General features: G+C 59.7%; 10 protein-coding genes and 2 pseudogenes. 11 read left to right on the top strand and 1 reads right to left on the bottom strand.

The genetic code is table 11. The features are described from left to right. Positions 1-123: 123 nt before the first annotated feature. The 10 genes and pseudogenes from gap to ACMXYH_RS07355 all read left to right on the top strand — a co-directional run bounded on the left by gap (position 124) and on the right by ACMXYH_RS07355 (position 11,075). Entirely contained in the window at positions 124-1,125 is a 1,002-nt protein-coding gene (gene gap, locus ACMXYH_RS07400) for a type I glyceraldehyde-3-phosphate dehydrogenase (RefSeq protein ID WP_129437806.1), read from the top strand. 332 nt (positions 1,126-1,457) lie between these two features. Then, positions 1,458-2,453 carry an IS110 family transposase gene (locus tag ACMXYH_RS07395; protein WP_415765780.1) on the top strand — a complete coding sequence of 332 codons (996 nt, stop codon included), beginning with the start codon at positions 1,458-1,460 and terminating at the stop codon, positions 2,451-2,453. A gap of 115 nt (positions 2,454-2,568) precedes the next feature. Next, positions 2,569-3,033 (top strand): methylglyoxal synthase, encoded by a 465-nt coding sequence (locus ACMXYH_RS07390; RefSeq protein ID WP_415766717.1) that lies wholly within the window; start codon positions 2,569-2,571, stop codon positions 3,031-3,033. A gap of 77 nt (positions 3,034-3,110) precedes the next feature. Continuing rightward, entirely contained in the window at positions 3,111-3,629 is a 519-nt protein-coding gene (locus ACMXYH_RS07385; RefSeq protein ID WP_033056830.1) for an RNA polymerase sigma factor, read from the top strand. 196 nt (positions 3,630-3,825) lie between these two features. Continuing rightward, entirely contained in the window at positions 3,826-4,734 is a 909-nt protein-coding gene (locus ACMXYH_RS07380; protein ID WP_415766716.1) for a FecR family protein, read from the top strand. Positions 4,735-4,918: 184 nt separating this feature from the next. Beyond that, a pseudogene (locus tag ACMXYH_RS07375) lies at positions 4,919-7,483 on the top strand (TonB-dependent receptor). Between the two features lie 114 nt (positions 7,484-7,597). After that, positions 7,598-8,206 carry a biliverdin-producing heme oxygenase gene (locus ACMXYH_RS07370; protein ID WP_129437814.1) on the top strand — a complete coding sequence of 203 codons (609 nt, stop codon included), beginning with the start codon at positions 7,598-7,600 and terminating at the stop codon, positions 8,204-8,206. A gap of 162 nt (positions 8,207-8,368) precedes the next feature. Further along, positions 8,369-8,758, top strand: coding sequence for a YbaN family protein (locus tag ACMXYH_RS07365; protein ID WP_415766715.1), 390 nt, complete (start codon positions 8,369-8,371; stop codon positions 8,756-8,758). A gap of 178 nt (positions 8,759-8,936) precedes the next feature. Continuing rightward, a pseudogene (locus ACMXYH_RS07360) lies at positions 8,937-10,169 on the top strand (chemotaxis protein); the annotation flags it as partial. A 150-nt stretch (positions 10,170-10,319) separates the two neighbouring features. Further along, positions 10,320-11,075, top strand: coding sequence for a methyl-accepting chemotaxis protein (locus ACMXYH_RS07355; protein ID WP_415767664.1), 756 nt, complete (start codon positions 10,320-10,322; stop codon positions 11,073-11,075). A 63-nt stretch (positions 11,076-11,138) separates the two neighbouring features. Here ACMXYH_RS07355 and ACMXYH_RS07350 read toward each other — a convergent pair whose 3' ends face one another. Beyond that, positions 11,139-12,134, bottom strand: coding sequence for an IS110 family transposase (locus ACMXYH_RS07350; protein WP_415765780.1), 996 nt, complete (start codon positions 12,132-12,134; stop codon positions 11,139-11,141). 327 nt (positions 12,135-12,461) lie between these two features. Here ACMXYH_RS07350 and ACMXYH_RS07345 point away from each other — a divergent pair, with 327 nt between their 5' ends. After that, a complete protein-coding gene (locus tag ACMXYH_RS07345; RefSeq protein WP_415766714.1) occupies positions 12,462-13,793 on the top strand; it encodes a CoA transferase in 1,332 nt (443 codons plus the stop codon). The last annotated feature ends 67 nt before the right edge of the window (positions 13,794-13,860 follow it).

Raw genomic sequence — 13,860 nt, 5'->3', positions numbered from 1 at the left:
GACCAGTTGATTCAGGTCACTCGTTGTAGATTGAACAAAATATTGCCATTAAAAAGGCTTGTTTTCTATTTTTATGCGAATAATCTTGTAATTCCAACAACAAAACGACGGCGGCCCTGTTAAATGACTCTTCGAATCGCAATCAATGGTTTTGGCCGAATTGGCCGTAACGTCCTGCGCGCACTGTATACCCAAGGTTATCGCCAGGATCTGCAGATCGTTGCCATCAATGACCTGGGCGACAGCGCGATGAACGCTCATCTGCTCAAGTACGACACTGTTCACGGCACGTTCGATGCCGATGTCCAGCACGATCGGGAAAGCCTGACCGTCAACGGCGACCGTATTTCTGTCAGCGCCATTCGCAACCCGGCCGAACTGCCTTGGGCTGCCGAGAAGATCGACGTCGTATTCGAATGCACCGGTTTGTTCACCGACCGCGACAAAGCCGCCGCGCATATTACGGCCGGCGCACGCAAAGTGATCATCTCGGCCCCAGCCAAAGGCGCCGATGCCACGGTGGTGTATGGCGTTAACCACGACATTCTGCGCCAATCGCACCAGATCATTTCCAATGCGTCGTGCACCACCAACTGCCTGGCCCCGGTGGCTCAGGTGTTGCACCGCGAGCTGGGAATCGAAAGCGGTCTGATGACCACGATCCACGCCTACACCAACGATCAGCACCTGACCGACGTCTATCATGTCGATCCGTATCGTGCGCGTTCGGCCACCCAGAACATGATCCCGAGCAAAACCGGTGCGGCTGAAGCGGTCGGTCTGGTGCTGCCGGAACTGGCGGGCAAACTGACCGGTATGTCGGTACGCGTGCCGGTGATCAACGTGTCGCTGGTGGACCTGACCGTGCAACTCAAACGCGAAGCGTCGGCCGATGAAGTGAACGCACTGCTGAAAGAAGCCAGCCAGCACTCGAAGATTCTCGGTTACAACACCCTGCCGCTGGTCTCCAGCGACTTCAACCACAACCCGCTGTCGTCGATCTTTGACGCCAACCACACCAAATCCAGCGGCAAGCTGCTCAAGGTGCTGGCCTGGTACGACAACGAATGGGGTTTCTCCAACCGCATGCTCGATAACTGCCTGGCGCTGTGCAACGCTGAATAAACCGATGACCACCGTAGGCGGCCCGAAGGTTCAACGATCAAAAGATCGCAGCCTTCGGCAGCTCCTTGTATGTTGACCTTGATTCCAACGAGAGAGGTTACGCTCAAGGATTCATACAACAGCAAGTGCGTTTCTGGGGGAGGCCGATCGCTCCTGAAGGCAGGATTTGCTCCTGACCTTGTCTGTAGAGAGGCCCCCCCGCCTCATTGCCCACCACGAAGAGTATCGAGAAGCCGACAAGTCGGACTTCGCATTACAAGGTTGCAGTGGCATGAAGTTCGAGGTCGGGGGAACCAGGAGCAATCTTACCGAAAGTCAGGGAAGTGAAAAGCATGAATACTCATGTCGGCATAGACATTGGTGCGCGCACGTCTGTCATGGGATGGCGGCAGAGCGGTAGAACATCAGGCCAGTGGGATATTCAGCACACGCCCAAAGGACGTAAGGCTGCCGTGACAAAAATGTTGGGTCTCAAACCGCTGAGCGTGGTCATGGAGGCCACCGGCATTTACTACCTGGATCTTGCATTGGAGTTGCACGCCGCCGGCCTGCCGGTCTCGGTGATCAACCCCAAAAGCTTCCACAATTTTGCAAAATTGATGCTGCAAAACAGCAAAACTGACCAGATAGACGCTCAATTGCTGGCTGAATATGGCGAGCGCATGACTCCCAGGCTTTGGGTTGCGCCTACTGCCGATCAAATGACGCTGCGTGCGATTGGCCGCCATATCAATCGGCTGATTGGTCATCGAACACGAGCCAAAAACGAATTACACGCGCTACAAGCGACAGAAACGAGTGTGGAGCTGCTGATCGAGGATGAGAAAGAGGCGATTGCAGGGCTGGACACACGGATTGATCGCTTGAAGAAAGCCGCACGTGATGCCATCGCCAAATGCCCGGATCTGAGTTTGCAGTTTCGCTGCATGATGGCGGCCCCCGGCGTTGGAGAAGCCTCAGCCATCGCCGCACTGGCTGAGCTGACGACCCTTCCGGTAACGCTTAAATCGGCGCAGGTAAGCCGCTATGCAGGCCTGGATGTCAGGTTGACCCAGTCAGGCACCAGCGTGAACCGACCAGGGCGAATGTCCAAATGCGGTAATGCTTACTTGCGCGCAGCGATGTTCATGCCGGCGATGACGGCAATTCGTTGTGATGAGAATGTGAAGGCCTTCTACGAGGCTCTGGTAGCGCGCGGCAAGAAGAAAATGCAGGCCATCGGTGCGGTCATGCGCAAATACCTAACCGGGTTATGGGCATGCATGCGCTCCGGAGAAGAATTTAATACGGCCAAGCTTTTTAGCGAAAAACATCTCGCGAAAGCTTGACCGTGAACAGAGTATCTACAGGTTTTGCGTCGCACCATGCCTTGTAGGAGCTGCCGAAGGCTGCGATCTTTTGATCTTCAGCGCCGACGGCGGATAAACGTCTGGAGCAGCACCGATGATCGGTATCAGCTTTACGCAAAAGACCATGGCAGCGCGCAAGCGTATTGCCCTGGTCGCCCATGACCACTGCAAGGTGTTTTTGCTGGACTGGGCCCAGCGGCAGAAAGACAGACTCGCACAGCATGAACTGGTCGCCACCGGCACCACCGGGTTGTTGTTGCAACAGCGCCTGGATTTGCCTGTGGAGAGCATGATCAGCGGCCCATTGGGCGGCGACCAGCAACTCGGCGCGCGAATCGCCGAGCAGCGGGTCGATATGCTGGTGTTCTTCTGGGACCCGTTCGAACCACAGCCGCACGACCCGGACATCAAGGCGTTATTGCGCGTCGCGGCCGTCTGGAACATTCCGGTGGCCTGCAATGAATGCAGCGCCGACTACCTGCTCAGCAGCCCGATGATGGAGCAGGCGCACGAACATCGGATCCCCGATTACGCGACCTATCTGCTGGGCCGCGCCTAAACCTTCACAAATCAATACTTGACCACTCGAGCGGATGATAAGCATTATCATTCGCTCGAAATGGATCAGGTTCTCCCGTGAGTCAATCTCGCTTCAATCACGTCTTCATCGCCCAGCGAGTCTCTCTGCTGCGCACATTGGAGCGGATGGTCAACAATCACAGCACCGCCGAAGACCTCCTGCAGGAGACCTACCTGCGAGTGACCCGGGCGCTCAGTGAGCGGGCCATCGATCACCTTGAGCCCTTCGTTTTCCAGACCGCCCGCAACCTGGCGCTGGACCATTTGCGTGCGCGGCGCATTCAGTCCCGCACGATGCTCGACGACGTGCCGCTGGACGTGGTGGAAAGCGTCGCCGCCCCCGCCAGCAGTGCCGAGGACGCCGCCCATGCCGAACAATTGCTCGAGCGTTTGAACGTGAGCCTCAATGAACTCAGCGCCCGTCAGCAGCAGATTTTCATCCTCAGTCGTCTGCACGGGCACAGCTATCTGGAGATCGCCGAGAAGCTCGGCGTGTCATTGAGCACCGTGCAAAAGGAGCTGAAACTGATCATGGCGATCTGCATCGGCGTGGCCGAACGGTTAAACGGCGACTGAATCTGTAGGCTAATTCTCTATGTGTGAGGATGCCCTGCACTGACTATCGGGCTTTGCTACCCTTGCCCCACTTTCAAGCTTCACTAAAAAAACAGCGGTGCCAAGACACTGCCGAGGAAACACCGTGACGGACACACTTCCAGTGCCTCCCCCCGCCCCCCCTCCGCCCTCCCCGGCGCGGGACCCCGCAAGCGCGATGGACCAGGCCCTGGACTGGCTGATCGTGCTGGACAGTCCGAGCGAGGAACAAACCCGACAGTTTCACGACTGGCTGGCCGCCGATCCGCTGCATGCCGAGGCGTTCGCCAAAGCTCAGGCGATCTGGGAGGGCCCGCAAGTCGTGCAATGCGCGCAGAGCCTGGCCGCCCGGCCGCCGAAAGTGGCCGTCCTGTCGCGCCTGCGACCGCACTGGAAACCCTTGGCCACCGCCGCCGTGCTGATCCTCGGTTTGTTCAGCTTCAGCAATCTGCCGATTCGGCTGCAGGCTGATCACCTGACAGTGGTCGGTGAACGCCAGCGGCTGCAACTGGAGGATGGCTCGAAGGTCCTGCTCAATACCAATTCGGCCTTCTCCAGCACCATCAACGATCAACAGCGCGTTGCCCGTTTGTATCAAGGCGAGGCGTTTTTCGAGGTACCGGCCAATCGCGGCCAGCCGCTGGAAATCGACGCCGGGCCGGTCAAGGCCAGCGTGCGGGACACCGCGTTTGCGGTGCGCTATCTGGACGGCGTGGCACAGGTTCGAGTACAGCGTGGGGATGTCGACTTGCGAGCGACCCGCGACGACGCGCGAATTCGCTTGTCCGCCGGAGAAAGCATCCGCATCGGCCCCAACGGTTTCGATCGCCCCGCCAGACTCGATGCCGCGACCGACCTGGCGTGGGTCCAGGGTCGACTGGTGTTTGAAAACTGCCCGCTGAGCCAAGTGCTGGCGGAGCTGCGTCGTTACTATCCCGGCTGGATCATCAACAACAACGAGCAGTTAGCCGACATCGCCGTCACCGGCAATTACCGCCTCGACCAGCCGTTGGACGTGGTCCGCTCGCTTGCCCACATCACCTCGGCGCGGCTCCAGGAATTCCCGGCGCTGGTGATTCTGAACTAGGGGGCGTTCTCAAAACTTTGTTCCCCGGGGGTGGTAAAAATATTTCACAACGCCCCCCCTAAATGAGAATTATTTTTACTCGATAGCCAAACCCCATACGTCTCGTTATAGCCAATGCAATTGATTCGCATCTACAGATGCCAATCAGCACCTATAAAGATTCGTGCGACACGGAGCGCTATCGATGTCCTCTCGCCTTACCCGCCAACCTTCTTCACCTTCTCGCGTGCTGTCGCTGCTGACCGCCGCCATCCTGATGGCCGGCAGCGCGCAGCTCTGCGCCGCCACCGCTGCCGAGCAACCGACCCGCAACATGGGCGATTACGCGTTCGCCATCCCTCAGCAATCGCTGGTCTCGGCACTCAATGCCTTTACCGCCGTGACCGGTTGGCAGGTCGGCTTGCCGGCAGAACTGGCGGAAGGCGTGGCCTCGCCGGGCGTACGGGGTTCGCTGCCGCCAGAGAAAGCCCTCGATCGCCTGTTGGTGGGGACCAACCTGAGCTATCGCAAACTGGGCACCAACAACATCGTGCTGGAGAAGCGCAGCAACAGCAGCGCGCTCAACCTGGACCAGGTGACCATCAGCGCCACCCGCCAGGAGCAAAGCATCGACAGCGTGCCGAGCACCGTCACCGTTCACACCCGTGAAGAGCTGGACCGCAACAACGTGAATAACATCAAGGATCTGGTGCACTACGAGCCCGGTGTTTCGGTGGGCGGTGCCGGTCAACGCGCCGGTCTCACTGGCTACAACATCCGCGGCATCGACGGCGACCGCGTACTGACCCAGGTCGACGGTGTGCAGATACCCGACAGCTTCTTCAACGGCCCTTACGCCCAGAGCAACCGCAACTACGTCGACCCCGAGATCGTCAAGCGCGTCGAGATTCTGCGCGGCCCGGCGTCGGTGCTCTACGGCAGCAACGCCATCGGCGGCGCGGTCAGCTACTACACGCTGGACCCGGACGACATCATCAAACCGGGCAAGGATGTCGGCGCGCGCCTGAAAACCGGCTACAGCTCGGCCGACGACAGCTGGCTGACCTCTGGCACGGTGGCCGGCCGCACCGGCGACTTCGACGGCCTGTTGCATTTGAGTCAGCGCAATGGTCATGAAACAGAGTCCTACGGCGAAACCGGCGGCACCGGCCTGAACCGCACCGAGGCCAACCCCGAGGACGTGCGCACCACCAACGTGCTGGCCAAACTGGGCTGGGACTACGCCGACGATGCGCGCTTCGGTCTGACTTACGAGCATTACTAGGATGACCGCGATACCAATCAGCTGAGCGCAGTGGGCGGCCCGTTCAACGCAGGACGAGGTTTCGGCTTCTATAAATCCCGTACCGGCAACGACACCGTCACCCGCGAACGCTTCGGTCTGGAACACAGCTTTGGCCTGGACAGCGTCCTGGCTGACAACATCAAGTGGACGCTGAACTACCAGATCGCCAAGACCGATCAGAACACCGAAGAAATCTACGCGCCGTCGCGCACGGTGCTGCGCAACCGCGATACCACCTACAAGGATCGCCAATGGGTGTTCGATGCACAGGCTGACAAGTCGTTTGCCATCGCCGACACCGACCACCGCGTCACCTATGGCACCACCATCAAACAGGACAAAGTCACTGGCCTGCGTACCGGTAGCGGCACCTGCCTGACCGTGGCCGGCGCATGCCGGGTCATCGGTGCCGCCAGCGCCGCCGACACCCTGAAACCGGCCAGCGATTTCCCGGACCCGACCATCAACAGCTACAGCCTGTTCGCCCAGGATCAGATCAGCTGGGGCAACTGGACCTTCCTGCCCGGCGCACGCTACGACTACACCGAGCTCAAGCCGCACATCACCGACGAGTTCCTGGTCACCGCCGACCAAAGCGGCAACGGTGTGGTGAGCGAGGACACCAAGACCTGGCATCGTCTGTCGCCAAAATTCGGCACCACCTATAGCTTCAACGACAACTACACCTGGTATGGCCAGTACGCCGAAGGCTTCCGCACGCCGACCGCCAAGGCGCTGTACGGTCGCTTTGAAAACCTGGCCGGCGGCTATCAGGTCGCGCCCAATCCCGACCTGGAACCGGAAAAGAGCAAGAGCTATGAAACCGGCCTGCGCGGCCAGTTCGAGGCAGGCACTTTCGATGTGGCGGTGTTCTACAACAAATACCGCGACTTCATCGACGAGAACGCCATCACGCCCGGCTACACCGAGACCACGTTCCAGAGCAACAACATCGCCCACGCCACCATCAAAGGTGTGGAGCTCAAGGGTCGCCTGAACCTGGACAGCTTCGGCGCCCCGACCGGTCTCTACACCCAAGGTTCGGTGGCCTACCTGTATGGCCGTAACGATGACAGTGGCCAGCCGCTGAACAGCATCAACCCGCTGACCGGCGTGTTCGGCCTGGGTTACGACCAGGACAACTACGGCGCCCTGTTGAGCTGGACACTGGTCAAACGCAAGACCCGCGTCGACAGCACCAGCTTCAAAACCCCCGACGGCACCAGCACCCAGTTCAAGACCCCGGGCTATGGCGTGCTCGACCTGGCCGGTTTCTACAAGGTGACCGACGACGTAACCGTCAACGCCGGTTTGTACAACCTGACCAACAAGAAGTACTGGCAGTGGGACGACGTGCGCGGTTACGACAGCGTCGGCGAAGCCTCGGTCACTCAACCGGCCAACCTCGACCGCCTGACCCAACCGGGTCGCAACTTCGCGATCAATCTGGTCTGGGATATCTGACCCTGCCACCTCAATGCGCTGCTTTTATAGATGTGGCGCAGTGAGGTTTTTTTACTGTCAGGCGCCACGTCATTCGTCTCGTTACCAAGCGCCTCTTTTTCTCAAGGACTTCTCATGACCTCTCAGGACACTGCTCAACGCCCAGCTCTGCGTTCGCAACGTTTGAACCAGATCACAAACGAGCCTCACACCAAGCTTGATGCCTTGGTCAAAGCCCACGCACCGTTCGAAACCCAGGCCAACTTCGCGCGTTTCGTGGTGGCTCAGTATTTGTTTCAGTCGGAACTGGTCTCGCTGTACAACGATGCCGAATTGACCGCCATCGTCCCGGACCTGCCAGCTCGCTGCCGTGCTGAAGCAGCCAAGGCGGACCTGGCTGATCTGGAAACTGAAGTTCCGGCCCCCGTCGCCGGGGCGGTGAAGAATCCAACCAAAGCCGAAGCACTTGGCTGGCTGTTCGTCTCTGAAGGTTCGAAACTCGGCGCAGCCTTCCTGATCAAGCGTGCCGTGGGTCTCGGCTTGAGCGAAACCTTTGGTGCCCGCCATCTCGGTGAACCGGCCGGTGGTCGCGCTGAAGGCTGGAAAAGCTTCGTCAAAACCCTCGACGGGCTGGAACTCAGCGCACAAGAAGAAGCCGAGTTGGATAAAGGCGCAATCGACGCGTTCAACCGCTTTACCGTGTTGCTGGAACAGGCTTACGCCACCACCCCTGAATTCGCCTGACGGAATGCATTCCCCTGTGGGAGCGAGCTTGCTCGCGATAACGGCTTAACATTCAACAGAGATGTTGAATGGTAGATCGCTATCGCGAGCAAGCTCGCTCCCACAGGGTTTGAGCAGGTCTTCCAAATTCCGATCTTGCCTCTTACGACCTCCCTTGAGTCCATGCCTGCCTCCTCAAAACTCACCCGAATCCTCTTCGGCCTGCTCGCCTACCTCAGCCTGGGCATCGGCCTGATCGCCATCGTCGTACCCGGCCTGCCGACCACCGAGTTCATCCTGCTGGCCGCCTGGGCCGCGACTAAAAGTTCGCCGCGCCTGAGCGCCTGGCTGGAAAACCATCGGCTGTTCGGTTCCATCCTGCGCAACTGGCGCAACGGCAAAATCATCGCCCGCCGAGCCAAGGTCAGCGCCACCGTCAGCATGCTGCTGTGCGCCGGGTTGATGCTGGTGATGCTCGATCATGGCTGGCCGATCTTTCTGGCGATTGCCGGGATGAGCCTGGGCAATCTGTGGATCTGGTCGCGGCCGGAATCGTTGCCGACAATCTCCTGAATTTCTGTCCTTTTCAGGGCATTTTCCTGCGCAAACGGTCACCTGCTACCGTTCGTCGGCTTCGCGTTCATGCAACCTGCGCCCGCGCCGATGTGCATTAAATGGCGCTGAATGGACTTGGCGAACCGGGTCGATCCCGACTCACAGCCAACACCTCATCCATTCGCGAGTTCGTCCTATGTTCGACTCTCTCTCCATCCGCCTGAAAATCGTCCTGCTGTCCGGTCTGTGCCTGCTGGGCGTGGTCGTCCTGATCGTCGGCATGAACATCTACCAGACCGATCAGAACGATGAACTGGTCAGCGCCTCCAGCAGCAAGATGCTCACCGCCAGCGTGCAGAACCTGCTCCAGGCCAAGGCCGCCGAGCAAGCGGTGCGGGTGCAGAAGACCTTCGGCGAAAATCTGCTGGTGGTGACTGCCCTGGCCGATCAGATTGAGGACATGCGCAACATGGCGAGCAAGCGCTCCCTTGACGCCGGCGTCCTGCGTGAAGAGTTGAACCAGAGCCTGAAAACCGCCTTCGAACGCAACAGCAAAGTGCTCGGCATCTGGCTGGCATTCGAGCCCAATGGTCTGGACGGCAAGGACAGCGAGTTCGCCAACGATGCGGCTCGCCAGTCCAACGAAGTCGGTCGTTTCGCCAGCTACTGGAGCCGTGCCGGCGGTGTCGGGATCAACACGATCATGGTCGAAGACGACATGACCAAAACCACCTTGAGCCTCAGCGGCACACCCTATAACAGCTGGTACACCTGCCCTCGCGACAGCAAGCGCACCTGCCTGCTCGACCCGTATGCCGACACTGTCGCCGGCAAGGAAATGCTGATGACCACCATTTCCGTACCACTGCTGGTGGATGGCAAGTCCATCGGTGTGGTCGGTGTGGACATCGCCCTGGACGCGCTGCAAGCGGCGGCTGTCGATTCCCAACGCGATCTGTTCAACAGCGCCGGGCACATGCTGATCGTTTCCGGCAGCGGCGTGCTCGCGGGCTACAGCGTGGACGCGAGCAAGGTCGGCAAAAGCATCGGCGACACCCTGGGCGCAGACGGCAAGGACGTCCTGCAACTGCTCAGCGCTGGCACGCCGAAGATTCTCGAACAGGGTGATCTGATCCGTGCGGTGTACCCGGTCAGTCCGATTGCCGAGTCCAAGGCCTGGGGCGTGGTGATCGACCTTCCGAAACAAGTGTTGCTGGCCGACTCGGTCAAGCTGCAGGCCGTACTCAATGACGCTCAGCAAAGCGGCACGATCAAAGCCGTTTTGGTGGCAGTGATTGCCGGCCTGGTCGGACTGTTGCTGATCTGGCTCACGGCGTCCGGTGTGACCCGGCCGATCAACAGCGTAGCCGAGATGCTCAAGGCGATTGCCAGCGGCGACGGCGACCTGACGCAGCGTCTGCACTACAGCAAGAAAGACGAACTGGGCGAACTGGTGAGCTGGTTCAACCGCTTCCTCGACAAGTTGCAACCGACCATCGCGCAGATCAAACAAAGCATCACCGATGCGCGCGGCACCGCCGACCAGTCTTCAGAAATCGCCCGCCAGACCAGCGAAGGCATGCAGGTGCAATTCCGCGAAATCGACCAGGTCGCCACCGCGTCCAACGAAATGAGCGCCACCGCCCACGACGTCGCCAACAGTGCCTCGAACGCGGCGAGCGCGGCCAAGGGTGCCGACCAATCGGCCCGCGACGGCATGCAGATCATCGAACGCAGCACCCGCGACATCAATCAACTGGCCGACGAAGTCAGCAAGGCCGTGACCGAAGTCGAAGCGTTGGCAGTCAACAGCGAGCAGATCGGCTCGGTGCTGGAAGTGATCCGCAGCATCGCCGAACAAACCAACCTGCTGGCGCTCAACGCGGCGATTGAAGCGGCGCGTGCCGGGGAAAGCGGGCGCGGGTTTGCGGTGGTCGCTGATGAAGTGCGCAACCTGGCCAAACGCACCCAGGATTCGGTTGAAGAAATCCGCACCGTGATCGAACGCATCCAGACCGGCACTCGCGGCGTGGTGGCCACGATGCATTCGAGCCAGACTCAAGCTCACAGCAATGCCGGGCAGATCCAGCAGGCCGTCCAGGCCTTGAGCAAAATCAGCGACGCGGTGACGGTCATCAGCGACATGAACCTGCAAATCGCCAGCGCCGCCGAACAGCAAAGCGCGGTGGCCGAAGAGGTCAACCGCAACGTCTCGGCGATCCGCACCGTCACCGAAACCCTGACCGGCCAGGCCACCGAATCGGCGCAGATCTGCAGCCATCTCAACTCGCTGACCACCCACCAGATGAAATTGATGGATCAGTTCCGGGTGTAACCCTCAAAAGATCGCAGCCTTCGGCAGCTCCTACACCGATCCCTGTAGATACTCTGTTCACGGTCAAGCTTTCGCGAGATGTTTTTCGCTAAAAAGCTTGGCCGTATTAAATTCTTCTCCGGAGCGCATGCATGCCCATAACCCGGTTAGGTATTTGCGCATGACCGCACCGATGGCCTGCATTTTCTTCTTGCCGCGCGCTACCAGAGCCTCGTAGAAGGCCTTCACATTCTCATCACAACGAATTGCCGTCATCGCCGGCATGAACATCGCTGCGCGCAAGTAAGCATTACCGCATTTGGACATTCGCCCTGGTCGGTTCACGCTGGTGCCTGACTGGGTCAACCTGACATCCAGGCCTGCATAGCGGCTTACCTGCGCCGATTTAAGCGTTACCGGAAGGGTCGTCAGCTCAGCCAGTGCGGCGATGGCTGAGGCTTCTCCAACGCCGGGGGCCGCCATCATGCAGCGAAACTGCAAACTCAGATCCGGGCATTTGGCGATGGCATCACGTGCGGCTTTCTTCAAGCGATCAATCCGTGTGTCCAGCCCTGCAATCGCCTCTTTCTCATCCTCGATCAGCAGCTCCACACTCGTTTCTGTCGCTTGTAGCGCGTGTAATTCGTTTTTGGCTCGTGTTCGATGACCAATCAGCCGATTGATATGGCGGCCAATCGCACGCAGCGTCATTTGATCGGCAGTAGGCGCAACCCAAAGCCTGGGAGTCATGCGCTCGCCATATTCAGCCAGCAATTGAGCGTCTATCTGGTCAGTTTTGCTGTTTTGCAGCATCAATTTTGCAAAATTGTGGAAGCTTTTGGGGTTGATCACCGAGACCGGCAGGCCGGCGGCGTGCAACTCCAATGCAAGATCCAGGTAGTAAATGCCGGTGGCCTCCATGACCACGCTCAGCGGTTTGAGACCCAACATTTTTGTCACGGCAGCCTTACGTCCTTTGGGCGTGTGCTGAATATCCCACTGGCCTGATGTTCTACCGCTCTGCCGCCATCCCATGACAGACGTGCGCGCACCAATGTCTATGCCGACATGAGTATTCATGCTTTTCACTTCCCTGACTTTCGGTAAGATTGCTCCTGGTTCCCCCGACCTCGAACTTCATGCCACTGCAACCTTGTAATGCGAAGTCCGACTTGTCGGCTTCTCGATACTCTTCGTGGTGGGCAATGAGGCGGGGGGGCCTCTCTACAGACAAGGTCAGGAGCAAATCCTGCCTTCAGGAGCGATCGGCCTCCCCCAGAAACGCACTTGCTGTTGTATGAATCCTTGAGCGTAACCTCTCTCGTTGGAATCAAGGTCAACATACAAGGAGCTGCCGAAGGCTGCGATCTTTTGATCTATGCTGCCCTCTCTCCCGGAGGGCCTTCGATGACTGATTTACTCACGTCCATTCAAGCCGCACTCGGCTTGCCTCACACGCCGATTCCATTCACGTCGAGCGGCGCCCTGCCCTCGGCGTTTGCCGTCACCGACCTGGCGTGCGCCAGCATTGCCGCTGCCGGCCAGGCTGTCAGCGAATGGCTGCAGCAACAAACCGGTCGCTTACCCAGCCTTGAGGTCGATCGGCGCCTGGCCTCTTTCTGGTTCGCCACGTCGATCCGCCCGGTCGGCTGGAGCCTCCCGCCGTTATGGGACCCGGTCGCCGGTGACTACGCCACGAAGGATGGCTGGATCCGCCTGCACACCAACGCGCCCCATCACCGCGCCGCTGCCGAAAAAGTGCTCGGTGCCTGTGCCGACCGTGCAGCGATGGCGAGCAAGGTGGCTCAATGGGCCAAAAGCGATCTGGAGCAGGCCGTGGTCGATGCCGGTGGCTGCGCCGCCGAGATGCGCAGCTGGGCGCAATGGCAGGCGCATCCCCAAGGTCAGGCCGTGAACGCCGAGCCGCTGATTCAGTTTGCTGACAACAGTCGCCAGAACGCGAAACCGTGGCAAGGCTCGGTGGCGCAACCGCTGGCCGGGATCAAGGTGCTGGATTTGACTCGAGTGCTCGCCGGACCGATCGCCAGCCGTTTTCTGGCCGGCCTCGGTGCCGACGTTTTGCGCATCGACCCACCGACCTGGAACGAACCTGGCGTGGTGCCGGAAGTCACGCTGGGCAAACGCTGCGCACGCCTGAACCTGCACGACAAGACGGATCGCGCGGTGTTCGAAAGCCTGCTCAAGGACGCCGACATTCTGCTCCACGGCTACCGCGCCGACGCACTGGAACGCCTGGGTTACGGCGTCGCCGAACGCAAGAAACTGGCGCCCGACCTGATCGACGTCAGCCTCAATGCCTACGGTTGGAGCGGCCCGTGGCAGAACCGCCGCGGCTTCGACAGCCTGGTGCAAATGAGCAGCGGAATCGCCGACGCCGGCATGCAGTGGAAGCGCGCGGACAAACCGACGCCATTACCCTTGCAAGCGCTCGATCACGCTACCGGGTATTTGATGGCGGCCAGTGCGATTCGATTGTTGGGGCGTAGTGGATCGGCGCGCTTATCGTTGGCGCGTACGGCGAAGTTGCTGATTGAAAATGGTTCGGGAACAGATGAGCCGTTGCGGGCGGAGGATGACAACGATCAAGGACTGCTGGTTGAGCAGACGCCTTGGGGACCGGCGCATCGGTTGCAGGTGCCGCTGAAGATTATCGGGACGCCGTTGCGGTGGGCGATCCCGGCTTCTGAATTGGGTTCTCACCGCGCGCAGTGGTGGTGAGTGCCAGATAGCTATCGTCGGAACGCCGCCCGGAGCAAGCTCGCGCCCACAACTGACCGGGTTCTCC

This window comes from Pseudomonas frigoris (assembly GCF_047758635.1).
GTDB classification, from domain to species: Bacteria; Pseudomonadota; Gammaproteobacteria; order Pseudomonadales; family Pseudomonadaceae; genus Aquipseudomonas; species Aquipseudomonas frigoris.
Note: the sequence above shows the minus strand (reverse complement) of the source record. Positions and strands in the feature narration are given on the sequence as shown.

Excerpts from the sequence above, each read along its gene's own strand:
- ACMXYH_RS07355 (WP_415767664.1), top strand. The coding sequence starts at position 10,320 with ATGCAGGTGCAATTCCGCGAAATCGACCAGGTCGCCACCGCGTCCAAC.
- gap (WP_129437806.1), top strand. The coding sequence starts at position 124 with ATGACTCTTCGAATCGCAATCAATGGTTTTGGCCGAATTGGCCGTAAC.
- ACMXYH_RS07395 (WP_415765780.1), top strand. The coding sequence starts at position 1,458 with ATGAATACTCATGTCGGCATAGACATTGGTGCGCGCACGTCTGTCATG.
- ACMXYH_RS07345 (WP_415766714.1), top strand. The coding sequence starts at position 12,462 with ATGACTGATTTACTCACGTCCATTCAAGCCGCACTCGGCTTGCCTCAC.
- ACMXYH_RS07390 (WP_415766717.1), top strand. The coding sequence starts at position 2,569 with ATGATCGGTATCAGCTTTACGCAAAAGACCATGGCAGCGCGCAAGCGT.
- ACMXYH_RS07370 (WP_129437814.1), top strand. The coding sequence starts at position 7,598 with ATGACCTCTCAGGACACTGCTCAACGCCCAGCTCTGCGTTCGCAACGT.
- ACMXYH_RS07365 (WP_415766715.1), top strand. The coding sequence starts at position 8,369 with ATGCCTGCCTCCTCAAAACTCACCCGAATCCTCTTCGGCCTGCTCGCC.
- ACMXYH_RS07350 (WP_415765780.1), bottom strand. The coding sequence starts at position 12,134 with ATGAATACTCATGTCGGCATAGACATTGGTGCGCGCACGTCTGTCATG.
- ACMXYH_RS07380 (WP_415766716.1), top strand. The coding sequence starts at position 3,826 with ATGGACCAGGCCCTGGACTGGCTGATCGTGCTGGACAGTCCGAGCGAG.